Origin of the sequence: Rhizobium sullae (assembly GCF_025200715.1) — a bacterium.
GTDB classification, from domain to species: domain Bacteria; phylum Pseudomonadota; class Alphaproteobacteria; order Rhizobiales; family Rhizobiaceae; genus Rhizobium; species Rhizobium sullae.
In genome coordinates this window covers 553,809-580,151 of record NZ_CP104144.1, presented here as the reverse complement: position 1 = coordinate 580,151, position 26,343 = coordinate 553,809, and the positions used below count along the sequence as shown (strand labels likewise).

General features: G+C 58.4%; 19 protein-coding genes. 8 read left to right on the top strand and 11 right to left on the bottom strand.

Annotated elements, in window-relative coordinates; all coding sequences use genetic code 11:
* The first annotated feature begins 1 nt into the window (after position 1).
* Positions 2–235, top strand: coding sequence for a BrnA antitoxin family protein (locus N2599_RS23390; RefSeq protein WP_027511160.1), 234 nt, complete (start codon positions 2–4; stop codon positions 233–235).
* Between the two features lie 69 nt (positions 236–304).
* Here the strand turns inward: N2599_RS23390 and N2599_RS23385 are convergent, their stop codons facing one another.
* The 5 genes from N2599_RS23385 to N2599_RS23365 all read right to left on the bottom strand — a co-directional run bounded on the left by N2599_RS23385 (position 305) and on the right by N2599_RS23365 (position 6,736).
* Positions 305–2,440: a beta-galactosidase gene (locus N2599_RS23385; protein WP_027511159.1), complete on the bottom strand. Its 2,136-nt coding sequence runs from the start codon at positions 2,438–2,440 to the stop codon at positions 305–307.
* 17 nt (positions 2,441–2,457) lie between these two features.
* Positions 2,458–3,594 carry an ABC transporter ATP-binding protein gene (locus N2599_RS23380; RefSeq protein ID WP_027511158.1) on the bottom strand — a complete coding sequence of 379 codons (1,137 nt, stop codon included), beginning with the start codon at positions 3,592–3,594 and terminating at the stop codon, positions 2,458–2,460.
* Positions 3,595–3,620: 26 nt separating this feature from the next.
* Entirely contained in the window at positions 3,621–4,472 is an 852-nt protein-coding gene (locus N2599_RS23375) for a carbohydrate ABC transporter permease (protein ID WP_027511157.1), read from the bottom strand.
* The gene (locus tag N2599_RS23370) at positions 4,472–5,356 is read right to left on the bottom strand and encodes a carbohydrate ABC transporter permease (RefSeq protein WP_027511156.1); all 885 of its coding nucleotides are present in this window, start codon (positions 5,354–5,356) and stop codon (positions 4,472–4,474) included. The genes N2599_RS23375 and N2599_RS23370 overlap by 1 nt, the downstream gene beginning before the upstream one ends.
* A 105-nt stretch (positions 5,357–5,461) precedes the next feature.
* Complete coding sequence (locus N2599_RS23365) at positions 5,462–6,736, bottom strand: ABC transporter substrate-binding protein (protein WP_027511155.1); 1,275 nt, start codon at positions 6,734–6,736, stop codon at positions 5,462–5,464.
* Between the two features lie 207 nt (positions 6,737–6,943).
* On the opposite strand from N2599_RS23365, the gene N2599_RS23360 reads away from it, so the two are divergent.
* Positions 6,944–8,098, top strand: coding sequence for an ROK family protein (locus N2599_RS23360; RefSeq protein WP_027511154.1), 1,155 nt, complete (start codon positions 6,944–6,946; stop codon positions 8,096–8,098).
* Positions 8,099–8,855: 757 nt separating this feature from the next.
* On the opposite strand, the gene N2599_RS23350 is transcribed toward N2599_RS23360, so the two are convergent.
* Together N2599_RS23350 and N2599_RS23345 are read right to left on the bottom strand one after the other, a co-directional pair.
* On the bottom strand, positions 8,856–9,209 hold the full coding sequence (locus tag N2599_RS23350; RefSeq protein ID WP_027511153.1) for an EF-hand domain-containing protein: 354 nt from the start codon (positions 9,207–9,209) through the stop codon (positions 8,856–8,858).
* A gap of 17 nt (positions 9,210–9,226) precedes the next feature.
* The gene (locus N2599_RS23345; RefSeq protein ID WP_027511152.1) at positions 9,227–9,469 is read right to left on the bottom strand and encodes a glycine zipper 2TM domain-containing protein; all 243 of its coding nucleotides are present in this window, start codon (positions 9,467–9,469) and stop codon (positions 9,227–9,229) included.
* 751 nt (positions 9,470–10,220) lie between these two features.
* Here N2599_RS23345 and N2599_RS23340 point away from each other — a divergent pair.
* On the top strand, positions 10,221–12,254 hold the full coding sequence (locus tag N2599_RS23340) for a putative bifunctional diguanylate cyclase/phosphodiesterase (protein ID WP_051336633.1): 2,034 nt from the start codon (positions 10,221–10,223) through the stop codon (positions 12,252–12,254).
* 77 nt (positions 12,255–12,331) lie between these two features.
* Here N2599_RS23340 and glgB read toward each other — a convergent pair whose 3' ends face one another.
* From glgB to N2599_RS23325, 3 genes are read right to left on the bottom strand one after another with little or no spacing between them, the layout of a single operon-like run.
* A complete protein-coding gene (gene glgB / locus N2599_RS23335; protein WP_027511151.1) occupies positions 12,332–14,539 on the bottom strand; it encodes a 1,4-alpha-glucan branching protein GlgB in 2,208 nt (735 codons plus the stop codon).
* Positions 14,536–17,850, bottom strand: coding sequence for a maltose alpha-D-glucosyltransferase (treS, locus tag N2599_RS23330; protein WP_027511150.1), 3,315 nt, complete (start codon positions 17,848–17,850; stop codon positions 14,536–14,538). Before treS ends, glgB begins: the two co-directional genes overlap by 4 nt.
* Positions 17,851–17,865: 15 nt before the next feature.
* Positions 17,866–21,111, bottom strand: a complete 3,246-nt coding sequence (locus N2599_RS23325) for a maltotransferase domain-containing protein (protein ID WP_037142412.1) — start codon at positions 21,109–21,111, stop codon at positions 17,866–17,868.
* 425 nt (positions 21,112–21,536) lie between these two features.
* On the opposite strand from N2599_RS23325, the gene N2599_RS23320 reads away from it, so the two are divergent.
* The 5 genes from N2599_RS23320 (at position 21,537) to N2599_RS23300 (ending at position 25,401) form a co-directional block, all read left to right on the top strand.
* Positions 21,537–21,833 carry a co-chaperone GroES gene (locus N2599_RS23320; protein WP_027511148.1) on the top strand — a complete coding sequence of 99 codons (297 nt, stop codon included), beginning with the start codon at positions 21,537–21,539 and terminating at the stop codon, positions 21,831–21,833.
* A gap of 63 nt (positions 21,834–21,896) precedes the next feature.
* Positions 21,897–23,522, top strand: coding sequence for a chaperonin GroEL (gene groL, locus N2599_RS23315; protein WP_027511147.1), 1,626 nt, complete (start codon positions 21,897–21,899; stop codon positions 23,520–23,522).
* A 275-nt stretch (positions 23,523–23,797) separates the two neighbouring features.
* Positions 23,798–24,676, top strand: a complete 879-nt coding sequence (locus N2599_RS23310) for a beta-1,6-N-acetylglucosaminyltransferase (RefSeq protein WP_027511146.1) — start codon at positions 23,798–23,800, stop codon at positions 24,674–24,676.
* Positions 24,677–24,884: 208 nt separating this feature from the next.
* Positions 24,885–25,148 carry a DUF1488 family protein gene (locus N2599_RS23305; protein WP_027511145.1) on the top strand — a complete coding sequence of 88 codons (264 nt, stop codon included), beginning with the start codon at positions 24,885–24,887 and terminating at the stop codon, positions 25,146–25,148.
* 49 nt (positions 25,149–25,197) lie between these two features.
* The gene (locus tag N2599_RS23300) at positions 25,198–25,401 is read left to right on the top strand and encodes a hypothetical protein (protein WP_037142411.1); all 204 of its coding nucleotides are present in this window, start codon (positions 25,198–25,200) and stop codon (positions 25,399–25,401) included.
* Between the two features lie 86 nt (positions 25,402–25,487).
* Here the strand turns inward: N2599_RS23300 and N2599_RS23295 are convergent, their stop codons facing one another.
* Positions 25,488–25,913 (bottom strand): VOC family protein, encoded by a 426-nt coding sequence (locus N2599_RS23295; protein WP_027511144.1) that lies wholly within the window; start codon positions 25,911–25,913, stop codon positions 25,488–25,490.
* Positions 25,914–26,343: the final 430 nt, after the last annotated feature.

Genomic DNA, 26,343 nt, shown 5'->3' with positions numbered 1-26,343 from the left:
CATGAACCGCCCACCTCGTCGATCCGTCAATCCCCTTGACGCGGCAGAAGCGCTTTTCAAGCCGGCCAAGAAGGTAGCAGCGCCAGCGGTCGAGCGCCCCGCGATCCCGAACACAAAAGAACAGGTTTCGATCAAGATCGATAGTGACGTTCTGGCATATTTCCAGGCAGAGGGTCCGGGTTGGCAGGATCGCATCAACGATACCCTGCGGGACGCAATGAACCAGCCGGTTTGATCCGCGCCGCCTAACAATCTGTCGCTGCCATGCATCTTTGCCGGCCCGTCCTGGTCAGACGTGAATTGCTCAAAAGCGAATGACCGCACTTTCATGCGGCCCAAGTGAAAGGCAACCGCTCACCTCCTTACCGGTGAGCAAGTCGACGCCGGTCGGCAGCGACGAGACCTCGACTGTATCTTCCTCCGTATTGAGCACGAACAGGAGTTTCCTGCCCGCAGCTTCGCGGACCGTCACTTCCACATTCGCGGGAAGGTTGGCGACCAGCGGCGCAATACCGGTGTGTGCGAAGAGCTGGTCAGCCAGGCCTTCGACCAGGGATCCCGTAAGATATGTGCCAATGTAGATGGCACTGCCCTTGCCCACTTTGCGGCTGGTAATCGCCGCCCGCCCGCTGGTAAAGCGGTTGTTCCACCGCCCAATCACCTCGACCTCCGCATCCACGTCGAGCAGTTCATAAAGATGGGCGGCTTCATGCTCCTGATTGCCGACCACGAACTTGTAGCGCCGCGCGGCCGAGCTGGCCGGCAGTCGCCTGGCCGGATGGTGCAGGCCAAATTCAGTTCCCTGCAGGCCGAACAGGCCATCGGCGCCCGACTCAGCGACGCGTCCGAATTCCTCGACGCGAACGCCGCAGAGCTCGGAGAGGCCTCGCCCGGGTGCCAGAACCGTGGGGATATGGTTGTGCACGTTCCGCGTTCCGGTCATCGCCCCGATCACCAGCGTGCCGCCGTTCTTGACGAAGGCTTCGACGTTGCCATTCCATTCGGGCTTCCACATGACCCAATGCGGCACATAGAGTAACTTGATCCGCGAAAGGTCGTCTTCGGGATGTATGAAGCCGCAGGCGATGCCCTTGGAATAGCAATAGCGATGCAGATGCACAGCGTCTTCAACCGGGCTGGGCATCCCCATAGGGTAGGCTTTGTAGGCTTCCTGATTATCGAAATCGGCGCCGGCGATAGCGACATCCATCCGAACAGTGGTACCCAGCAAATCCTTCTTGATTTTGGCAATGTCGCGGGCAAATTCCATCGCTTCCCGGTAGCGGCGCCGCGGCACGTCGTCGTGGTCGAGAATGCCCATCCAGTAAATTTCGGCACCATAATGCGCCGGGCGCCAACGGAAGAACATCAGTCCATCGGCGCCGCGCGCCACCGAACTCAGCGCCATGCGGCGCATTTCGCCAGGTTCGGGTGTCATGGTCGAGAAGCCTGGCTGGCTGCCGAAGCCTGATGCCTGTTCCGGAACGATGAAGTTGCCGCTATAGGCGCGGCAGACGTCCAAATGCAGTGCCTGCGTCGCGGCATGCCCGCCAGTGCGGCGCATTTCGTCGTAGAGCATCGGATAGATATCGAAACCCAGAAAGTCGAGGTCATGACCGAATTGGCCGCGAAAGTCGATGTCTTCCAGACGGCCGAGATTGTGGAAGATGAACCAGACCGGATTGGCCCTGCGCAAGATTTCTACCTGATCACGCTGGAAGGCCGCCGTCGCATGCGCCAGGAACCGATGATAGTCCTGAAAATGGCCCGGGCTCGGAAACCCGGGATTATGCGCACGCGGCACCGTGATCTGGTCGAAGTTGTCATAGGCTGTCGCCCAGAAATTGCCGCCCCAGGCAAAGTTCAGCGCATCGATCGTCTGGTAGCGATCGTGCAGGTAGCGGCGGAACTCGCGCTCGGTTGCTTCGGAATGGGAGGTCGACGAGGTCGTGTTGAGCTCATTGTCAGTCTGCCAGCCGACGATATGCTTGTTGTCCCGGTAATGTTCCGCAAGTGCCTGGGTGATCCGGCGGCTATGCATGCGATAGACTGGGCTGTTGGTGTCGGCGTGCTGGCGCGAGCCATGGGTGGCCGTTTTTCCGTTTTCATCGACGCGAAGCACTTCCGGATAAGTGGCCGTAAGCCAGCGCGGTGGCGTGGCGGTGGGCGTGCAGAAGATCGTTTTGATGCCGTGGGAGCCAAGCACCTCGATCGCCTGGTCAAATAGCGAGAAATCGAACACGCCTTCGCGCGGCTCCATGATGTGCCATGCGAATTCGCCCAGCCGCGAGACGTTGAAGCCCGCGGCGGCCATGCGCTCCGCGTCGCGCTTCCAGTAGCTTTCGTCGACATGCTCCGGATAATGCGGCACGCCTAGCAGAAACTCGTCAAGATTGAGGGTGCGCCACACAGAAAGGGGCGCAGGAGCTTTACGCTTCATGTCGTACTTATCCTTGTTCAGAGACTTGCGACGGGCTTGTCGGCGCTGATGGTTCGGCCGTCGACGGCAAATAGGTAGGCATCGCGCGCGTCGAAGGTGATCGATACGGTGGACGCTGCTTGAAAGGGTCTGATGTCACCGATCTGGGCAGTAAAGACACTCGTGCCGCTGTCGGAGCCGACGGTCGAGAGTTCGCCGGCATCGACATAGACGATGGTCTCGCGGCCGAGATATTCGGTCAGCCGCACCTGCCCGCTGAAGGAGATGGCGGAAACTGCATCATCGATGCGGAGCTTTTCCGGGCGAATGCCTAGTGTAACCATGTCGCCCTTGGCAGCCGGCACAACGAGATCGTCGAATGCCACGCTCAGTCCGGCGGCACAGGCGACGCGTGCGCCGTGGCCCTGCGCCTCCACGACCGTGCCGGCAACGAAGTTCATGCGCGGCGCACCTAGGAAGCCAGCGACGAACAGATTGGCCGGGTTGCTGTAGAGGTCGAGCGGTGCGCCGACCTGCTCGATGCGTCCACGATTGAGCACCACGATGCGGCTCGCCATGGTCATTGCCTCGACCTGGTCGTGTGTCACGTAAATCATGGTCGAGCCGAGCTGGGCATGCAGCGTCGAAAGCTCGACCCGCATCTGCGTACGCAGCGCGGCATCGAGGTTGGACAGGGGCTCGTCAAACAGGAAGACGTCAGGCGAGCGGGTGATGGCCCGGCCAATCGCGACTCGCTGGCGCTGGCCACCGGACAACTGCTTGGGACGCTTGCCGAGTTGCTCCTCGAGCCGCAGGATCTTTGCCGCACGCGCAACTGCCACATCAATTTCCGCCTTGGAACGCCCTGCCATGCGGAGACCGAAGCCCATGTTCTGGGCGACGGTCATGTGCGGATAAAGCGCATAGGACTGGAAGACCATCGCGATACCGCGCTCACCAGGCTCCACCTTGGTTACATCCCGCCCCTTGATCATGAGCTGGCCCGAGGTCACCGACTCGAGACCCGCAATCGCCTTCAGAAGCGTTGACTTACCGCAGCCTGATGGGCCGACCATGACGACGAACTCGCCCTCTTCGATGGAAAGGTTGATATCGTTCAGCGCATGGAAGCTGCCATAGTGTTTCTGAACATTCTGGATTTCAACGCTGGTCATTCGAACCATCCTTTTAATCTTTCGCATCAGCCCTTCACCGCTCCGACCGTGAGGCCGGCGATGAAGTGGCGTTGCATGAGGAAGAACATCACGACGGGCGGGACAGCGACCATGATCGTGGCGGCCGCCACGAGGTTCCATGCCGACACCCATTCACCGCGCAGGTTGCTGAGGCCCGCCGTCACCGGCTTCACCGCATCGCTCTGCGTCAGCACGATTGCCCAGAAATAGTCGTTCCATACGAAGGTGAAGGTCAGAATCGCAAGCGCTGCCAGTGCCGGGCGGATGAGCGGCAGCACGACATGGATCAGCGTTTGGCCCGGCGATGCCCCCTCCGCCCGCGCTGCCTGAAACAGCTCATCAGGCAGCGCGGCGATGAAGTTGCGCATGAAGAGCGTCGCAAAGCCGGTCTGGAAGGCGATGTGGAAGACGATCAGCGCATAGTAGGTGTCATAGAGGCCGATCGATACCATCAGGTTGCGCACCGGGATCATCATGATCTGTGCCGGCAGGAAATTGCCGCCGACGAACAGCGCGAATATCAGGTTGGCGCCGCGGAAACGGTAACGCGACAGCACGTAGCCGGTAAGTGTCGACAGTATAAGCACACCTAGCACCGACGGCAGGGTGAGGATCAGGCTGTTGAGGAAGTATCGGGTCATGGCCGTCTGGGTGAAGACGGCGGCGTAGTTTTCGACGAAGTTGAAGCTCTTCGGCCAGCCCCAGTAGTTGCCGGCCATTACTTCCTCGAAAGACCGCAGGGCGGTAGCCATCACGGCAATCAGCGGCACGAGCCAGAGGATCAGGACAAGCGCGGTCATGCCGACATAAGCAGCGCGACGCCAGGGAGAGTCTTCGGAAATCGGACGCGGATACATCAGATGCTCTCCTGTTCCGGCTTGAGCAGCGTGCGCAGGTACCAGACGATAAAGAGCGCCATGATGACGAAAAGCACGGTGGCGATGGCTGCTCCATATCCAAAGCGATAGGAAAAGATGGATTGCTCGTACATCTGATAGGCGAGCACGGTGGACGAGCCGAACGGACCCCCGGACGTCATGACCGCCACCATGTCGAAGGAGCGTAGCGCACCGATCACGGTTACGGCGAGCGCGATGAAGCTGACCTCGCGCAATTGCGGCAGCACGACGTGCCAGAGCATCGGCAAGCCGCGCGCGCCGTCCACGCGGCCAGCGCCGATCAGATCCTCGCTCAGGTTGTTGAGGCCCGCAAGGAACAGGACCAGACAGAAGGCGATCTGCGGCCAGAGTGCTGCGCCGACGACGGCGAAGGTGACGAAATGTTCGTCGGAAAGCAGCGCGGGCGCCGTGGCTCCGAAATAGCTGAAGATCAGCGACAACAGACCGAAACTCGGATCGTAGACCCAGGTGAAAACGACGCCCACCGTCACGGAAGCGAGCACCAGCGGCACGAAGAACAGCGACTTCATGATGCGCATGCCCTTGATCGGTTGATTGAGCAACAGCGCAAGCGCCAGTCCCAAGGGTGGCGCCAGCATGAACATGCCCAGCCAGATCAGGTTGTTTTTGAGAGAGAGATAGAACTGGTGATCTTCGAAAAGCTGGGTGTAGTTCGACAGCCCCACCCATTGCATTGCGCCGACGCCATCCCAATCGAAGAAGGAAACCCAGATCGTCTGAATCGAAGCCATGATGATGACGATCCCGAACAAAAGGCCTCCGGGCAGGATAAAGAAAGTTGGGGCCATCCAATTCCGGTGGCGCCGCCAAAAGCTGGACATCGTTTTATACTCTCGAAAGATCGTTCCGGGCAGGAGCCAAGGCTTGTCGCTGTTCCCGCCCGGAGTGCGGTGCGCTTAGGGAGGTGCCGCGACCGCTGCCGACCGTCACGTCTTGAAAATGCGCTTGCGGGTCGCCTCGAGGCGCTCCAGAATCTGGTCGCGGCGTTCCGGCTTGGCCATGAATTCCTGGAAGCCCTTCAGCCCCTCTAGCGCCATGTCGGGATCAGTGTCGCGGTCGTAATACTGTGCCGAGCCGGCAACGGTCTTGAGCTGCTCGACAGCAGCGTTGACCAAGGGGTCCTTGCTCGGCGGGCAGTCGCTGCGCGGTGGCACCGCGCTTTCCGTTTCCAGGAAGGCTGAAAGGTTTTCGGGCTTATAGAAATAGGCGAGGAAATCGCGCGCCCCTTCCTTGTTCTTCGCGTTCTTCGGTACGTGGACGGAGTTCAAAGCGAAGTCTTCGTAGCGCCCTATCCCAGCGGTGATTTCCGGGAATGGCGAAAACGCGATCTGACCGACCTGGTCCTCGGGGAAGCCATATTTGATGAAGCCGGCCAGGTCCATCATCGCGGCCTTCTTCTGTGCAAGCGCAGCCGATGCCTGCTCCCACCCGAAAGACGTGTGGTTCGGACTGAAGAGATCCGCCTTGACCAATTCTCCCCATTTGTCGAATACCGGTTTCAGTGCGGCGTCCGTGTAGGGCATCTTGCCATCCATGAGTTCGATATGCTTATCGAGGCCGTTGATGCGCAGGTTCATGTGGTCGAACCAGCCGGCCGCCGGCCACATCTCCTTGGTACCCATGCTGATAGGAATCATGCCCGCCGATTTCGCGTGCTCACCCAGGGCGAGCAAGTCGACGATCGTCTTGGGCGGCGTCCAGCCCTTCTCGGCAAAAACGTCCTTGCGATAGAAGAGGCCCCAAAGCAGACCGCCGAGTGGCAGGCCGTACTGCTTGCCGTCCACGGTGACGGCACCGGTCGCAGGACCAAGCACGCTCTTGTAATTTTCGCGCTCGAACAGGTCCGAAATGTCGTCGAACAGGCCGCGCTTAACAAAGGCCTTCATGCGATTGCCGGAGAACCAGAAGCAGATATCGGGCGCGCCGACCACGAGGTAACTGCGGATCGCGGTCTTGTGGGCTTCGTGATCCATATTGTTGATGGTGACTTTTGCGCCGCTGTTTTTTTCGTATTCGCTGGCAATACGCTGCAACACCTCGCGCTGCGCCGCGTTGCCAATATTGGAAATGATCACCAGTTCCTTGCTCTGCGCCAACGCCGGGCAACCGAGCGCCACACCTGCAAGCGCTGTTCCCGTACCGATCATGAACTGCCGCCGCGACGGGGCAGCCCCTGAAATCAGCGATGTTAGATCTTTCATTGCCATTTTCTCCTCCCGAGACAAAGCTTCGGCATTGCCGAGCGCGTTCGCTCGGGCAGGCCAAGTTCTATGAATGTACCAAGCGTCGCCATGCAGTGTGATTTGGCGGCAGGCGAACTCCTCCTCGATTGCCAACGGTGCGAAGTTAGCCTAGCTTTGGAGCCGGGACAATAGTTAATTTACGAAATAAATTAATGAGGAAGCGAAGTGAGAGGAAATGCCAGTACGTCACGAGCCTTGAACCGGCGCCTTATCTTGAACTTGCTAAGGAACCGCGGACCTATCTCCCGCGCCGAAATGGCGCAAATTACGGGATTGAGCCCTGCGGCCGTCACGTTCGTTGTCGCGGAATTGATGGAGGCGGCACTGGTCGTGGAACGCGAAACGGTTGCTGGAACGACCGGCCGGCGCCCCATACCGGTCGATATCAACTATGAAGCGCATCTTGCGCTTGGTTTCAAGCTCAACAGATACAGCATCGACTGCGTGCTGACCGATCTGGCCACAACCCCCCTTGCATCGCTCGAAGCGGAGGTCGCCGACACGAGCCCGGAGGGCATGATCGAAACCGTTGCCGCCACGATCGCGAAGCTGCTCGGGCAGGCCAATCGGCGAGAAGGGGAAATCATGGGAATCGGCGTTTCGATTCCGGGGGAGATCAATCCATCGACGGGCATGTGCATCCAGAGCCCCCGCTTCGGCTGGAAGAACCTGCCATTCGCGGAGCTGCTCGCCAAACGCGTCCATGTTCCAGTCTGGATCGATGACGACGTAAACGCTTTCGCTGTCGCGCAAAAACTGTTCGGCGTCGGCCGCGATCACCGGAACTTCGCGGCGCTTGCAATAGGCGCAGGTATCGGCTGTTCGCTTGTGATCAAGGGCGAGGTCTATCACGGAAGCCACAGTGCCGCCGGCAAACTGGGTCATACGATCTCCGTTCCGAACGGCCGCTTGTGTGAATGCGGCCGGCGTGGATGCCTGATGGCACATGCAGCCGAGCCCTATATGCTGGACGAATGGCAAGGCCGTACGGGCTTCGCGATAAGCCGTGATGAGTTTGCCAGGTCCATCGAACATCAAGATGACCTGGCGCTCTCCATTCTTTCGGACTGTGGGTCGCGGATCGGGCGGCATTTGGCTGACATGGTCAATCTGTTCGACCCGGAGATCATCGTCGTGGGCGGCGAAGCCGTGCAATTCGGTGAAGCGCTTCTCGCCCCGATCCGCGAAACACTGGAGGAGTTCGCATTCTTCACCAAGCCGGAACTCGTCGCCGACTGGGTCCCGAGTTCATGGGCACGGGGCGCTGCCGCACTCGCGACGCAGAACATTTTCGACTTCGAACGCTCGCCGAGTGGTTGATGAGCCGGCCAAAACTCGCTTTCGACAGAACCCCAGGTATTGATACAAAACCTCCGATCATGGAATTTACAGTCGGGCGGTTCTGGATCACCGCCTATAGAATTGCGGAAGCCCCGCATCGTCAGTTATCTCACCAAGCTCGCCGAAGGCGCCTTTATCATAGCCTTCTACTTACACTGACCCCGAAGTCGCACCGTACCAAAGTGCTGCGCTCGCAAGCCGAAAGTGCCGAGCGCGGCTGGTTGCCGCCTGGCCACGCGACACACGCTTTGGCCGCCACTGCTTCGAACTGTTGTCGCGGACTTACGTCGAGGCGCGATGCTCGTCGAACTACGCAATCAGCGATGAGGAGTTGCAGCGGCTCGTCGCGCGCGAAGGACCTGCAGCAGCTTGTGGAGACGATTTGCAAAGAGCGTCTCGGCTCAGGAACCTATATCTCGCCATATTGGGGTGGTGCCAAGCCGCAGTTCATGCGACGCTGAACGTCCTCGCTGAGCCATAACCGATGCGCGCGAAGCGATGCTGTTCCCGAACGCCAGCGCCCGCATCGCCTTCGTCGCCGACAATCCGGGGCAACTGGACGGCCCCATTGCCACATGCTTGAGCCTCAGGAACCATAATAAGCTATGTGAGGGTCGCCTAAGGGAAGCCTGCCGGCAATTCAGCAGGACAAACTGACCTGGCGTCGTCACCGAGTAGAGAAGAGACGAGCGGAAGCGCGCCGCCAAGGCGGCTCGGATCGCTGCTGCGTCTTGCACTACTGCAGGCGTCCGTCACCGCCGCGGTCGGCGGTCTTGAAGTCCGCCATCACCCTGTTCAGGAACTCGTTCTGGCTGGCCTTGCCGTCGCCGTTGGCGTCGATGGCCGCGAATTGCTGGACATTCAGAACTTGGGCAACTTCGCCGGAGTTCAGGCTTCCGTCCTTGTTCTTGTCGAGGCTCACGAAAGCCGTCGTCATGAAGGCCTGATATTCGGATCGGTCGACCGCTCCGTTCCTGTCGCGATCCAGCCGATCCATTTGACCCTGGTTCAGGGCCGTCGGCTGATTCTGCGCGGCCGCCGCAATGGCGGTGAAAAAAACGAATCCTGTCAGTAGGACTACTCTTTTCATCATCCCGGCCCTTCGCATCAATAGCAGGTCAAGGCATTGCCGCCCGCAGCGCCCAGCGTGGCTCCGCCGCCAACAGCCCACAATTGCCCGGTTCCCGAGCCAATGGTCGCGCCGAGCAGACCGCCGACGACCGCGCCGCCAACCGTACCGGCGATGCAGCCGAACTCGCTACTGCGTCCTCCTTGCGACGTTGCAGCAGACTGGCAGCCAGACAACGCAAGGCAGCCTAAGAGAGTAAGACTTATCGTGCACTTGGTCATTTTTTCCTCCAAGTATTTCCGTTCGCGTTCAAGATAGACCGGCGGAGGCGCCATTGAGTTGGCGTCGGACGAAAATATGCTTCTGAGTATGTCCCTCAAGCGCGAGAGATTCTTCTGCTTGATCAGAAGCAACTCACAGACAAAGCACGCAGCCCGCGCTGAAAAAGTGCGGCACCGCTGGCGAATACTATCACTGCGCATGATTAAAAACAACATTTGGCGCGTCCCCGAGCGCTGATGCCTACGGAAGCGAGATCAGACCGCAGGGTTCAACGCCGGACACCAGCACAAACGGCGGCGCCCTGCTTTTGCGCGCATCCTGCCCCGCACGGAGTGCGGTAGTATCGATCAAGCGTCACTACGCCGCTCCCGAACGATGTCCGGTGACCATCATCATTCTCCTGGCGACAATCGACGGCCAATAGGCGGCCTTTCAAGCGTTGTCTTTGGAACCGTGGCGGTGTGCGGATGATGGCCTCGCCTAACGCTTGTGTCAGTTGTTGCGTAACGAGGCCTGACTTGGAAACGGACGCACTGATCGGCACCCGGCGAGACGGCACTAACGGTCCGGGCGCTCCCGCGCCCACCGTTTCGCCGTCGGCCATTCCCGCGCAGAGGCGACCGCCGATGTGATCTGGTTGAGGAACCTGGAAGGAAAGTATTGTGATCGCCTCGAGCGCACTCTACAGTTGCGTGTATCGTCGCCTAGCAAAGGTGGAATATGCTCAGTTCCTTCCGTATTCTGGAGAACATGCAGCAGGGCGTCATGCTGCTGGATGCAGACTTGCGCGTTGTGATATTCAACGATCAGATGGGGAAACTCTTGCAGGCCCCCAAAGGCGCTATCGAATTCGGTGTCAGTGCGACAAGGATGGCTGCGCAGATTCCGATCCTAGGTCAGTCGCAGCAAGCCGACAACAATCAAGAGAGCTGGCTGACGCACCTCCTCACGCGTTCGACCTTGTTGCGTCAGGAGATCTCAGTCAGTGGCCGGATCGTTTCACTGACCTCCACGCCAGTGGATGACGGGGGATGGTTGATCGGCTGTGATGACATATCCGCGCTCGCCAGCATAAAAAAGGATCTGGCCGATCAGAACCGGCGCTTCGATGCGGCGCTAGCAAACATGCCGCACGGACTGTGCATGTTCGATGCCGAGAAAAAACTATTACTTTGCAACGCAGCCTATTGCCGCTTGTACGAGCTGCCCGAATCGTTGACGCGGCCCGGGACGCCTCTTTGGCAAATCCTCGACTATCGGCAAACGGCCGGAAACGCGCCTGCTCAGCGGGAGGCATATTTCGATGTCGTCGTCGAAGCCGCGCTAAAGGGTTCCGCCGCAAGCGAAAATGTAGTCCTGATGGATGGCAGGGTGATAAAAATCACGCATAATCCAATGGACAACGGCGGCTACGTCGCGACCCATGAAGACGTTACCGAATCCGTGCGTGCAGAAGAGCAGATAAAACATATGGCTGGTCACGATCCGTTGACTGGTTTGCCCAATCGTACGCTTTTGCGTGACAAGCTTGAAAAGGAACTATCCTTTCGTAGCGGTGGAAAACGCAGCGCGCTGCTATGCCTCGATCTCGACCACTTCAAAGAGGCGAACGATACGTTGGGGCATGCCGTCGGCGACCTTCTGCTAAAGGCAGTGACGGACAGACTGAAGAATTGCCTGGCTGAGGGCGACAGCATCGCACGGCTGGGCGGTGACGAATTCGTCATCTTTCACGGGGACGCTCGAACGAATGAAACGGCCTCGGCCCTGGCGCAAAGACTTGTCGACGCTATCGGCGAAATGTTCGACATAGAGGGGCAGCCTGTTCACATCGGCGTCAGCATCGGTATTGCGATCGCTCCTGACGACGGCGACACAGCCGATAGTGTTTTGAGGAATGCCGATACCGCTCTCTACAAGGCAAAATCGAACGGCAGAAGCACGTATTGCTTCTTTGAGCCTGCGATGGACGCCGGCATTCAGCAGCGGCGCAAACTCGAAATCGATCTTCGGCAGGCTATCGCAGGCAACCAGTTCGAAATCTATTATCAGCCGCAGGTCAACGCAGGAACCGAAGAGATCGTCGGTTTCGAGGCACTCTTGCGTTGGCACCATCCTGAGCGGGGATTGGTTTCACCCGCCGAGTTCATCCCTCTCGCAGAGGAAACCGGCTTAATCGTGCCGCTCGGCGAATGGGTGTTGCGCAGGGCCTGCAAGGATGCCGCAAACTGGCCGGGAGATGTGAGGGTTGCGGTAAACCTTTCCCCACTCCAGTTCCGAAGCCCGTCGCTTACCCATATTGTTATTTCTGCCCTTGCCGATTCCGGCCTGTCAGCCTTTCGGCTTGAACTCGAAATCACGGAATCCGTCCTCCTCACCGACAGTGAGACGGCCTTGGCGACCCTGCACCACATAAGGGGACTTGGCGTACGGATCGCGATGGATGACTTCGGCACCGGATATTCTTCCTTGAGTTATCTGAGGCTTTTCCCGTTTGATAAGATCAAGATCGATCAATCGTTCATCCGTGAGCTTGGGGAGTCCAAGGATTGCGCCGCCATCGTGAAGGCGGTGGTCGATCTAGGATCAAGTCTCGGCATTACGACCACGGCAGAAGGTGTCGAAACGACCAACCAGCTCGATCGAGTGAGGGAGCATGGTTGCACTGAAATTCAGGGATATTTCTTCGGAAAACCTCTGCCACTCAGCCACGTTGAGAAGCTCTTGCTTGAACGCTCACCACCCAGTCCCGCTGACCACCGCGATGAACCCGTTCGGCCGTAAGATCCCTGCAAGGCATGACCCCTGAGCCCGGCCGCCTATATGTCCGCCGCCACGTCAAAGCGCCAGACGGAAGCAATCTACTCCTTCTGCCGCAGGAAGACCGTCGCGAGCGGCGGTAGTAGGAGAAGGATAGAATACCCCTTGCCGTTTCTTGGCTGGCGTTCTGCCCAGACCTCTGTCTGGCCGAGATTGGATCCCCCATAGATTGCCGCATCCGTATTGAGCACCACCTCCCAGCGCCCCTCCCTCGGCACGCCGACACGATAGCCGTCCCGCGGAACAGGCGTGAGATTGGACATAATCAGCATCAGCGACGAGCGGTCGCGCGAACTGCGAAGCATGCCGTAGACGGAGTTTTCCGCATCGTCGGCGGCCGCCCATTCGAAGCCAGAGGCATGAACGTCACCGAACTGCAGCGCCGGCTCTCGCGCATAAAGCCTGTTGAGGTCGCCGATCAACCGCTGGATACCTGCATGAGCTGGGTTGTCGAGCAGGTCCCAATGAACGGAACCATCGTGGCTCCATTCGCTCTCCTGGGCAAGCTCGCAACCCATGAAAAGGAGTTTCTTGCCTGGATGACCCCACATGAACCCGTAATAGGCGCGCAGATTGGCAAGCCGCTGCCAATGATCGCCGGGCATCTTTGCGAGCAGCGAACCCTTGCCGTGCACCACCTCGTCATGGGAAAGCGGCAGCATGAAGCGTTCGGAATAAGCATAGATCATGCCAAACGTCATCGCCACATGATCGTATTTGCGGTAGACTGGATCCGCCTGCATATAATGCAGCGTGTCGTGCATCCAGCCCATGTTCCACTTGAAATCAAAGCCAAGGCCGCCGTCTTCGGGCCGCTTCGTAACCCCCGGCCAGGCGGTCGACTCTTCGGCCGCCGTAAAGGCATGCGGGCACCGATGATGGATGATACTGTTCAGATGTTTGAAGAATTCCACCGCCTCGAGGTTCTCCCGCCCGCCGTATTTGTTGGGTATCCATTCGCCCTCGTTGCGGCTGTAGTCGCGGTAAAGCATCGAGGCGACCGCATCGACGCGCAGACCGTCGACGTGATAGTGCTCCAGCCATTCGAGTGCACTGGCGATCAGGAACCCTTTCACCTCGTTGCGCCCGAGGTTGTAGATCAGGGTGTTCCAGTCCTTGTGGAATCCCTCCCGTGGGTCCTCATGCTCATAGAGCGCGGTGCCGTCGAAGCGGGCGAGCCCCCAGACATCGGCTGGAAAATGCGCCGGTACCCAATCGAGGATGATGCCAATGCCCGCGGCATGGCAGCGGTCGACGAAATAGGCGAAGTCATCCGGCATGCCATAGCGGCCGGTTGGAGCAAAAAGGCCAAGGGGCTGATAGCCCCAGGAGCCTCCGAACGGATGTTCCATGATCGGCAACAGTTCGATGTGCGTAAAGCCGAGATCGCGAGCATAGGGGACCAGCCTCTGGCTGAGCTCGACCCAGTCGAGCGGCCGGTTTGCCTCCTCAGTCATCTTAAGCCAAGATCCGAGATGCACCTCGTAGACTGAAATTGCACCTTCGAGTGCGCGGTCGGCGCGGTGAGCACGCATCCAGTCTTCATCGCTCCAGCGGAAGGGTTTCGAGGACGCGACGACCGAAGCCGTGGAGGGCGCAGCCTCGCTGGCACGGGCAACCGGGTCGGCTTTTTGCGGCAACAGATTGCCGTTGGCGTCAAGTAACTCGAACTTGTAGCGTTCCCCCTGCGTCAGGCGCGGGATGAAGATCTCCCATACGCCGGCTGACGGACGCAGTCGCATCGGATGTCGGCGACCATCCCAACTGTTGAAGTCGCCAACCACCGAAACCCGCCGTGCACTGGGTGCCCACAGGCAAAAACGCACGCCCTGGATGCCATCGATTTCCATCGGAATGGCGCCGAGCGTACGGCCGAGATCATAGTGGGTGCCCTGAGAGATCAGATGCAGGTCAAGCTCGCCGAGCAATAAACCGAAGAAATAAGGATCCTCCGTCTCCTGCACGGCATCCGGCCAGTTGATGCGAAAGAGGTAACTCGTCGTGTCGCCGATCGCCCCGGCAAAAAGACCACCCTCATGAATCGTCTCAAGTCTCCTCAGCACGTGGCCGGTGTCAGCCTCGACGAGGTCGACCGATGCCGCCCCGGGTAACAACGCCCTTACGACCGCAAAATCGCCGTACTGGTGGCGTCCAAGGATCGAGAATGGATCACCGTGACGGCCTTCGACGAGAGCCTGAAGGCCCTCTTCGACAGTACCGGTCATCAAGTCTGTGCGCTCGTATCTCATGCGACCTTCTCCAGCAGTCTCGACGCGATGGCAGAAAGACCGCCAAGCGGCAACGCCAGCCAGTTGGGTCGGTTCCGCGCTTCGTATGCGATCTCGTAAGCCGCCTTCTCCAGCAGGAAAAGATCGAGGATGCGACCGCGCGAATTGCTCGGAATGTCGAGTTCGCGCGCGTTGTCGATCACTCCGAAATAGGCATGAAGAAACGCCGGCTCGGCCAGGACGATGAAGCGCCTGACGAGTGCGGTATGCCTTTGGTCTTCCACCTCGCTTACCTGTTCGCGGTCGAGATCGGCGGATGATGCCAAGTAACTAAGCGACCTGAGGAGGCCTGCGACATCTCGCAGGGGATTGGCCTTGGCGCGGCGCTTGGCGAGATCGCGGGCGGGTTCGCCCTCAAAGTCAATGATGTAGGCATCCCCTTCCGCAACCAAGATTTGGCCAAGATGAAAATCGCCGTGATTTCGGATCATCAGCGTGCCGACTGCAGCCTTGGCGAGATCGTCAACAGTATTCAAGAGAGGCTCGCGCAGCTGGGTGAGCGAGACAATCTGTTTCGCAAGCGCGGGCGCAAGACTGTCGCCACTCGCCTCAAGCATGACGAGGCTGTCGCGAATTTGCTCTCTTACGGCGTTTGCCCAGCTAGCGGCGTCCTCGCCGGTGATGCCGGCAGGCTTGAAGGCTTCGTCTTCGGTCGGCTGCGCCAACGCCACATGCAGTTCGCCGAGCCGCTTGCCAACGGTCGCAGCGAACTCGACCAACGGCTGGAAATGTTCGTCGGCCGCCTTGCCATCGATGCCGGTCACCACGACCTCGTCGATCGAGCGGCGCAGATTGGCCAGCATCCAGTTCCAGGCGTCACCCTGATTGCGGATGGCTTTTTGCACGATAATCAGTGTGTAGCGGCTGCCGTCAGGTGCGATGTGCGCGACTTCACCAAGCAGCTGCGCGGTATTCGCATATCCCACGCTCGTCAGATGGCGGGTCATCTCCACTTCCGGATGGACCCCCGGCAAGATATGGCGGATGAGTTTTACCATCGCCATATCGCCGACGATCAGCGAGCTGTTGGATTGCTCTGCGGAGAGCCAACGCACCTGCATTTCATCATTGACACTCGTGCAGTCGAGCTGCGCAGTTCCAAGAAACTCGAGCTTACCAGCGCGACCGGCTATGACGGCACGTTCACAGAGTCCGCGTATGATGCCGCGCGCAAATCCCTCCATCGCAAAACCGTCAGTCAGAAAGCCTACGCGACGTCCCTGACGGAGACGAGCAAGAGCGAGCTGCTGGACAAGGGCGCTCGGCTGGCTGTCATCCCACGACACGGCAAGCGGCAGCAGGTAGGTCTCGTTGCGCGCGTCTAGCTCGGCTTCCAGTTCTCCAAACAGGATGTTGCCGGCGAAGGGAAACGGCATGGCGGAAATCAGGGACGCATGCCTTAACCTCTCGCCCTTAGCGGCGAACCAGCGCCGCTTACCGAGATAGGCCGGCAACACCTCGTTCGAGAGTGTACCTGAAAGCCGGGGCTCATCGAGCAGTTCCTGCAGGTCGCGACGCACGACCATGGTCACCATGTCCTGCATCTGCTCTGGAGGCTCGGCGCGCCAGGCGGGGCCATCAGTGTCCTGGCAGAGCTGGAACCAGAAGAAACCGTAAGGGGGCAGCGTGAGCAGATAGGTGAGCTGACCGATCGGCGGGAAAGGTGACATGCCCGTGAGCTCAATCGGGACGTAACCGGCAAAATTGGCAAGATCCAGCTCGACGGCCTGCGGCAGGCGCGACAGGTTGGCGACGCAAAGGATCGTCTCGCCTTGGTATTCCCTAAGATAGGCAAGGATCTTCCTGTTGCCCGGCTTTAGGAATCGTAAGGAACCCCGCCCAAATGCGGAGTGCTTGTTGCGCAACGCCAGCATGTGTCGCGTCCAGTTGAGCAACGAATGGGCGTCAGCGCCCTGCGCTTCGACATTGACAGCTTCGTAGCCATAAAGCGGATCCATGATGAGAGGCAGAACGAGGCGGGCAGGGTTTGCCTTCGAGAAACCGCCGTTACGGTCCGGAGACCACTGCATCGGCGTTCGCACGCCATCGCGATCTCCGAGATAGATATTGTCGCCCATGCCGATCTCGTCGCCATAGTAGATCACAGGGGTACCAGGCATCGAAAGCAGAAGCGCGTTCATCAGCTCAACGCGGCGGCGGTCGCGCTCCATCAGCGGGGCAAGACGTCGCCTAATTCCGAGGTTGATGCGCGCGCGGCGATCAGCGGCATAGATATTCCAAAGATAGTCTCGTTCGTCGTCGGTGACCATCTCGAGCGTCAGCTCGTCATGGTTTCTCAGGAAGATCGCCCATTGGCAACTCTCCGGAATTTCCGGCGTTTGCCGCATGATATCGGTAATGGGAAAACGATCCTCCTTGGCGATTGCCATATACATGCGTGGCATCAGGGGAAAATGAAATGCCATGTGACATTCATCGCCATCGCCGAAATAATCGCTGGTATCCTCCGGCCACTGATTGGCCTCGGCAAGCAGCATCCTGCCCGGGTGAGTGGACTCGAGGGCTGCGCGGATCTTCTTCAGGATCGCATGTGTCTCGGGCAGGTTCTCGTTGATTGTTCCTTCCCGCTCGACCAGATAAGGGATCGCGTCCAGGCGGAAACCGTCAATCCCGGTCTCCAGCCATAAGCGCATCACATTCAGAAGCTCCTCCAGCACGAGCGGGTTATCGAAATTGAGGTCGGGCTGGTGGGAATAGAACCGGTGCCAATAATAGGCGCCGGCGACGGGGTCCCAGGTCCAGTTGGATTTTTCAGTGTCAAGAAAGATAATTCGTGTTTCCGGGAACTTCTGATCCGTGTCCGACCAGACATAGAAGTCGCGCTCCGGCGAACCGGGAGGCGCATGGCGCGCCCGCTGGAACCACAGGTGCTGATCGGAGGTGTGATTGATGACGAGCTCGATCACGACCCGCAGCCCACGTTGATGTGCGGCTTCGACGAAGGCCTCGAACTCCTCCATGGTGCCGTAGTCCGGGCTGACATTGGTGTAGTCGGCGATGTCGTATCCGTCGTCAAGGCGCGGGGAAGGGAAGAAAGGTAAGAGCCAGATGACATTGGCGCCGAGCGAAGCGATGTGATCGAGCTTCTCATGCAGTCCCTTAAAGTCGCCGATGCCGTCACCATCAGCGTCAAAGAACGACTTGATGTGAAGCTGGTAAATGACCGCGTCCTTATACCAGTGGGGATCGGAATCTTGCGTGCTTGTCTGCGTCTCGGTCTGCGTCTGGCTCCGGCTTGTAGCGACGTCCATTTTTGTTTTCCTCCCTTATCTCACGCGCCAGATCGAAAACGGCAGCCCGGCGTGCGGATCGAGCCGAAGGCGCTGAACCTTGCCGGCCCAGGTAAACTTGTGACCATTGATCAGGTCTTCGAGATCGAGTGCGGCATGGTCGGGGAGGTTCCATGACCAGAGCGGAATTTCCACATCTGCCTCGTGGGCTTTGTACGGATCGAGATTGACGGCGATCAGCAGAGCGTTCTCGCGCCCGGGGCTCGCCTTTTCGTAGAACATGATGTTGTCGTTCCAGGCTGTGAGAAGCTGCAGGCCGAGATGGGAATGTAGAGCCGGATTTTCCCTGCGGATGCGGTTAAGCATCGCAATTTCGGATTTAATGTTGCTAGGCCGATCGTAGTCCCACGCCCGGATCTCGTACTTTTCAGAGTCGGCATATTCCTTGCGCTTGGCGTCCGGCCGACCCTCGCAAAGCTCAAAGCCGTTATAAACGCCCCAAAGTCCCGACAGCGTCGCTGCGAGCACAGCACGGATAAGATATGCCGGACGCGGCGCATTCTGCAGGAAGTCAGGGTTTATGTCGTGCGTGTTGACGAAAAAATGCGGACGGAAGAATTCCTTAGGTTCTTCCGTCGTGATCTCACGCATGTACTGTTCGAGTTCCCACTTGGAGTTGCGCCAGGTAAAATAGGTGTAGGACTGCGAAAAGCCGATCTTGGCGAGCCGGTACATCACCTTGGGTTTCGTGAAGGCTTCCGACAGGAATACGACCTCCGGGTGCTGTGATCGGATATCGGCAATCAGCCACTCCCAGAAGGGAAAGGGCTTGGTATGCGGGTTATCGACGCGAAACAGCTTTACTCCGTTATCGACCCACTTTTGAACAATGTCTCTAAGCGCGATCCACAACGACGGGATTGCTTCGCCCGCATAAAAGTCGACGTTGACGATGTCCTCGTACTTCTTGGGGGGATTTTCCGCGTAACGTATCGTTCCATCCGGTCGCCAGTCGAACCAGCCCGGATGCTGCTTTAGCCACGGGTGATCGGGTGACGCTTGAATTGCAAGATCAAGCGCGATCTCCAAGCCCTCGTCCTTGGCAGCTTCGATCAACCGCCGGAAGTCTTCGAAGGTGCCGAGTTCGGGATGAATCGCATCATGGCCACCGGCCTGCGAGCCAATCGCATAAGGACTGCCGGGATCGGTTGGTTCTGCGCGCAGGCTGTTGTTCTTACCCTTGCGATTTGTCGTGCCGATCGGGTGAATCGGCGGAAAGTAGAGCACATCGAAACCCATCGCGCGGATGGCCGGCAACCGTTGGATAACGTCATCAAATGTGCCATGACGGTTCGGGTCGCCGCTCTGGGAGCGCGGGAATACCTGGTACCAGCTTGCGAAGGCGGCGGCCGAACGCTCGGCATCGAGCGGGATGACCTGTGAGCGGAGGCGGTAGGGCCGCCTGTCTGCTGCTGCCATCAGCTCGGCGGTGTCTGCGGCGAGCAGGATTTCGGTGCGCCGAGCATCCTGCGTTTCCGTCAGCGTGTCGAACAGGGTTTTCAGTCGGGTCTTGATCTGGCCGTCGGCGTGGTCGAGCGCATCGAGCACGAAGTTGATGCCCTCCTGGATCTCGAGCCTAAGGTCGAGACGTGCCTCGTGCTTCTTGACCAATTCATAGCGGTAGATCTGGAAGGGGTTACGCCACGCTTCCACGACGAATTCATGCCGTCCTAGGCGCTTTGCCACGAATTCGGCGCGCCAGCGGTCATTTTCGACGAGCTCCATGCGGGTTTCGTTCCACCCGCTCTGATCGGCCGGCCGCCACAGAAGTGCCGCCGAAAGGGGGTCGTGGCCGTCTCCAAAAATATCGGCCTCAACCTTTATCACTTCGCCGACAACGCGTTTGACGACGAAACGACCCTCGTCGACTGCCGGCGTGATCTTTTCGATTGCCAGTCTTGCAGATGCCGCTGCCTCGCTGACAGCAGGTACTGCAACCGCGTCAATGATGGGAACGGATGACTGTCCTTCGAAAACGCGAAGCTCACCCGGTTTCAGCTTCAGTTGGGCGGCAAGAATCTCATCATCGTCTTGCGGGTTGATCAGCGGTAGGAACGAGGATGCGGCCTCACGCAAAAGATTGAACGGCGCGCTGACGCTGCGCCGCAGGTCGCGGTTGAGGACGACCACGCGCACTTTCTGTGAGCTATGCATATCCTCTTGGTCCGTCTGCATCAGAGCAACGGCCGGCGTTTGGCTGGTGGAGATGAGCTTGAGAGGCCGACGCGCGAAGCCGGCGGCCGTTTTGTTGGTCCAGGCATTGACGGCGCGGATATCGCTGGAAAGGTCGAACGCGCCCTGTTCGCGAAGGCCGCGCAGGCCGGTTCCATCCCCATGCATGGGATCGAGTGGTGTCGCGGCACCGTATTCGAAGCCCATCGGGATCATCAGGCCGCTGGCAAATGTGGAAGAGAGCCGCAGTGCCCGGACAGCCTTGCGCTGCAAAACCTCTTGGCTGTCGGTGCCGTGGGCCATGCGCTTGCCGAACGGCGCTTCAGGAAACGTGATCTGATAACCGATCTGCCTCTGGATCTGGTATTCGTCCATGATCCATCGCTCCTCGAGGTCCCACCATGCCAACGAGGAGAAGCTGCCATCAAAGCCGATGCCCTCCAGGGCCTTGCGATCCTTTAAGTCGGTGCCAGGTGTCCAAGCCAGAAAGGTTGTTTGCGGCGCCGATTTACGGCTCGACATGATAATGTTGAACCAGGCTTCTGGAGCCAGGCTTGCGATACCAAGGCAGCGAAAGCCTGCAATTCCGAGGTCTGTAAGCAGCCTCATCCGACTAAGCCAGTCGTCGATATGGCCCGGTTCACGTGTGAAATCGATGCGCCGGCTGCCGGCTTCGTGCGGGGGTACGCGCGGATCGGCGATGATCGATCCTAAAGGCTTATCAACGGCGACCCGATCAACGACCAGGTCGAGCATAATCTTGAGGTTGTTGTCTGTTGCTGCTTGGACCAAGTCTCTGACGGCGTCCGTGACGGAGTCACCCAGCCCTAATTCCGGATCGAGGCGATCGAAGCTTTTTGCGACAAAGACACTGGTGTTATGGCCACGTTCGAAAGGCGGAGCCGTCAGGACCGTGTCAAAGCCAAGGTCACTCGCATGCGCAAAGACCTCCCTCCACGCCTCCAACCCCTTCAACATCAGAGGATGCACGTAGTAAATCTGCGGCGGCAGTTGCGAGGTTCGCGACGCGAATTGGGGGCGCGTGTTCATCGTGGGTGCCTAACGGTTTACGCATTAACTGCAAGGCTACCGTGCTTGTTCCTTTGTGCTGTCGCAATTGGCCACCATTTCGGTACGTGGTGCAGGGTTGACCGGAGCTCTGACCGGAATGCAATTTCCCGAATGAGACGTCCGTTCTGGGCCAACTATCTTGAAAAGCCCCGATTGGCGCAGTCAGCAGTTCCCGATCACTGAATTGCGGCTTTTCATCTTAAGGGCGCGATGTGCCAAAGCATCGATAACGATGGCTTTTCAGTGCTGGGCTGCCCTTCGGCTGGAAATACGTGGCGCGTTTGAGCGCAAACTTGCCGAATGCGACCAAAACATGAATCAATCCTAGCACTCTCAACGTAAGACTGCTAAGATTGTCTATCGAGATCGGCCATTCGGCTGCGTTCTCGTTGAGGAACCCAGAAATGATTAGTACCATTTTTCGGCCGTTGCACGACCGTGTCGTCGTGCGCCGTATTGAGGCTGACGCCAAGACCAAGGGTGGCATCATCATTCCAGATACTGCCAAGGAAAAGCCGCAGGAGGGCGAAGTTGTCGCTGTTGGGCCTGGTGCGCGCGATGATGCCGGCCAGATCCAGCCGCTCGAGGTCAAGGCCGGCGACCGGATCCTGTTCGGCAAATGGTCCGGCACCGAGATCAAGTTCAACGGCGAAGACCTGTTGATCATGAAGGAAGCCGACGTCATGGGCGTTGTCGCCTAACCGTTTCTTCCATTTTATTTCCCTTCATGAAGACCATTGGGCGATCAGCCCGGGAGTTTTTCCATGTCTGTCAAACAAATCAAATTCGGTCGTGATGCGCGCGAAAAGCTGCTGCGCGGCGTCGATATCCTCGCCGATGCCGTGAAGGTGACGCTCGGTCCGAGGGGCCGCAACGTCGTGATCGACAAGTCCTTCGGCGCACCGCGCATCACCAAGGACGGCGTTTCGGTGGCCAAGGAAATCGAGCTTGAAGACAAGTTCGAAAACATGGGCGCCCAGATGTTGCGCGAGGTCGCGTCGAAGACCAGCGACATCGCCGGCGACGGCACCACGACGGCAACCGTTCTTGCCCAGGCGATCGTTCGCGAAGGCGCAAAAGCTGTTGCAGCCGGCATGAACCCGATGGACCTGAAGCGCGGTATCGACCTCGCCGTCACCGCCGTCGTCAAGGATCTGCTTGCCAAGGCGCAAAAGATCAATACGTCGGAAGAGATTGCCCAGGTCGGTACCATCTCGGCCAACGGCGAGAAGGAAATCGGTCAGTATATCGCTGATGCGATGCAGAAGGTTGGCAACGATGGCGTCATCACGGTCGAGGAAGCCAAGACCGCTGAAACCGAACTCGAAGTCGTCGAAGGCATGCAGTTCGACCGCGGCTACCTTTCACCTTACTTCGTCACCAATGCCGAAAAGATGGTGGCGGAGTTGGAAGATGCTTATGTGCTATTGCATGAGAAGAAGCTTTCCAACCTGCAGGCCATGCTTCCGATCCTGGAAGCCGTCGTTCAAACCGGCATGCCTCTGTTAATCATTTCCGAAGACGTCGAAGGCGAAGCGCTTGCAACACTCGTCGTCAACAAGCTGCGCGGCGGCCTGAAGATCGCCGCCGTCAAGGCTCCAGGCTTCGGCGATCGCCGCAAGGCTATGCTCGAAGACCTCGCGATCCTGACCGGCGGCACGGTCATTTCCGAAGACCTCGGCATCAAACTCGAAAATGTCACGCTCGACATGCTTGGCCGTTCCAAGAAGATCTCCATTACCAAGGAAAATACCACGATCATCGATGGTGCCGGCACCAAGTCCGACATCGAAGGCCGCGTTGCACAGATCAAGGCCCAGATCGAGGAAACCAGCTCGGATTATGACAAGGAAAAGCTGCAGGAGCGTCTTGCCAAGCTTTCCGGTGGCGTTGCGGTGATCCGTGTCGGCGGCTCGACGGAGATCGAAGTCAAGGAAAAGAAGGACCGCATAGACGACGCGTTGAATGCAACCCGCGCCGCAGTCGAAGAAGGAATCGTTCCCGGCGGCGGCACGGCTCTGCTTAGGGCCTCCATTACCCTTAAGATCATGGGCGAGAACGACGATCAGAATGCCGGCATCAGCATAGTCCGCAAGGCCTTGCAGTCGCTGGTTCGCCAAATCGCCGAAAATGCCGGTGACGAAGGCTCACTGGTCGTTGGCCGTATACTGGAAAGCAATACCGACAATTTCGGTTATAACGCCCAGACCGGCGAGTATGGCGACATGATCGCCATGGGCATCGTCGATCCGGTCAAGGTCGTCCGCACGGCCCTGCAGAACGCCGCTTCGGTTGCCGGCCTGCTGGTGACGACGGAAGCAATGGTTGCCGACCTTCCCAGGAAGGATGCCGCCGGAGGCAGCATGCCTGATATGGGCGGCATGATGTAACGAGGGCCCTTGCGAAACCTCCAAAACTACGCTGCGACCAAGGGCCCCGATCGATAGAGGCCCTTGGTCACACCAATAAAAAGCGCGACTTTACTCTGTGTCTGGAGGTGCCTGGCTCCGCCAGTTCCGTGCTTGCCTCAATATTCCCCGAACAAAGAAGAAATCGGCCGATCAGCCTCGCTGTTCGCCGCTCGACACGCTTCTCAAAGGATCAACGCGATGACTACCCATCCCGCCCAATGCCTCCGATCATCCGTATCCTGCGGGGCCAACATATGATCGGTTATCTAATCCTGGTTCATCGTTATCCCGATCAATTCAAGCGTCTGTTCAGGGCGATCCACAATAGCGAAAATCACTACGTCGTGCATGTCGACAAGAACTCGGGTGCCGATCTCGAAGCCGAAATCCGGAGGTTTCTATTGCCCTATGCCAACGCTGACATGATCAAAAGCGAGAAGGCTCTTTGGGGCGGCTACAGTCTGGTCGATGCCGAACTACGCGGCATGGAGCGCCTGCTGCAAATGGGCGAATGGAGCCATTTCATCAACCTGAGTGGCCAGGACTTTCCGCTGAAACCCCAAAAGCAGATCACCGCATTCCTGAATGCCAACCTCAATTGCGAATTCATCAAGGTTCGGGACCAGGATCGGGAGCGCCCCGACACAATGCACCGCGTCAGCGAATACGTGGTCGAGTTGGAGGAGACCATTCAGCGCACTGCACATTCAAGGCCCTTCCTTACCGACGCCGTACCCTATATCGGCAATCAGTGGATGATCGTGACAAGGGCTTTCTGCGACTTCGTCTGCCACGACCCGAGTGTGGCTCGTTACAAGGCGTTCTATGAAAACACCCTGATTGCAGACGAAGGATTCTTCCAAACGGTGATGATGAATTCTGCGATGCAAAGCGAAATCGTCAACGATGACCTGCGGACGATCGACTGGATTCCCGATGGCACCATAAAGCTGCGTCCCAGAACCTATCAGCGCCAAGACGCCCCTGAACTGATATCAAGCCCCAATCTCTTTGCCCGGAAATTCGATCAGACGGTTGATAGCGAGATTCTCGGGGTCTTGGAACGACATCTCGCCGCCCAGGCTGTTGCAAATGTTGACCGGGTGCAGCTCATGCCGGCGAATGCAGCGTAGACTTGCCTTCCTGACCGCCATGGAAGGAACCACAGCGCCAGATGAGGGTCAGATGGTTGTATTGAACAAACGTCGCAATTCCGGCCATTATCGCGATAGGGATATCGGCTGCCAGGAGGCTTTAGAGCCGGTCTTTCCCGATCTGGCCACGGGTTGACGCCGGACGGCACCCGCCATCCCGGCTTACTCACGCCTGAAAGAGGCTGACATGACACTTCAATTCCCAAACAGCAGCCGCAGTTTCGACGAAGGGAAGCGGTCAGTCCGCTTTCAAGGCTATGATGGCATGTTTGAAGTGCGCTTTCTCATAGAGGCTGCCGCGCTCATGAAGCAAGCCGATCAGAGCTTCGTCGAAGCGGATTATCTCAATGCCTTCGACAGATTGCGTTCGGCTATCCAGGACGCGGCGATCAAAGTCTACAAGCGCAATCGCCGATCGGCCTACACGCTGACTGCAGCCGATCTGAAGTGACGCCGCTCTTCGCGCACATACTTTTTTGAGGACCTTAGGAGAATTCCCGATGATAAAATTCGAAGCCACACAGCCACGTTTGGACGGACCGCGAGCCGCCGTTTACGAATTCGCCAAAAAATACCGATTGAGTGATACGGAAGCCGAGCGGCTCTTTCTCAAGCTCGGTGCTTCAGCGACGCAGGAAGAAATGCTCGCGGAGGCCAAGCTTCCCGCTCCGGAATTCAAAAAATCGACCGCCAAGAGCAAGTGATCACCGGCTTGACCTCAGCCTTCAAACTAAGCTCCTTGGTTTTCGCATTGGAGAGATCGACGTCGAAGCCCGGAAACCACGTCGATTCAATCCTCCGGTGGCAGATTGGCCGGATTCCACACCACTTCCCATAGGTGGCGGTCCGGATCGGTAAAGTATCCAGCGTATCCACCGTAAAAGGTCTCCTCGGCGACCTTTACGATGTCTGCCCCCGCATGCCGGGCCTGTTCCATGACCTCGTCCACCTCACGTCGATGCAAGACGTTGTGGCCAATCGAAAATGAGGTGCTGCTTGCGGGTGCTTTCGCCAGACCGCTGTCGTGGGCCAGGTCGTCCTGGGCCCAAATCGCAAGTTTGACGCCGCTCGACAGGTCAAAGAACGCAACGGCTCCATGCTCGAACTCACGGCCCACGATCCCTTGAGTAGGCAGTTTAAGGCCGTCACGGTAAAAGGCGAGCGACCGCTCAAGATTGGCGACACCCAGCGTCAAGACAGAAATATGCGGCTTCATGGACATTCCTCCATTTCAGTCAGCTCTGGCACATCCGAGATCGAACGGCCCTCGATTCCGCACAGCGCTGTCCAAGGAGCACCGACTGAGAGTTGGGCTTGCGCTTATCACTCGGAGGTGTTTTTTATTGGGCCTTAAGGCATCCCTAATCGCGGACGACATTCTGATCTGCCGCGAAATCTGCGTTGCAAACGGCGTTTAAGTCACAGCGAGAAGCGATCGGCTTTCAACCAGGAGAACGAGGCGAGCCCGCTCCAATGGCTCATGTGATTTCGGAACCGGTCGTTGAAACCAGTATTGTCGTCAGCACGCGATTCATCATATCAGCGATCGAACCTGCGCTGAGAAAATCTAAACCTCATTGTCGGATCTTCGCTTGACGATACGTCATGATGGTGCTCGCTTCTGCATTCGATAGCGATACAGTCCC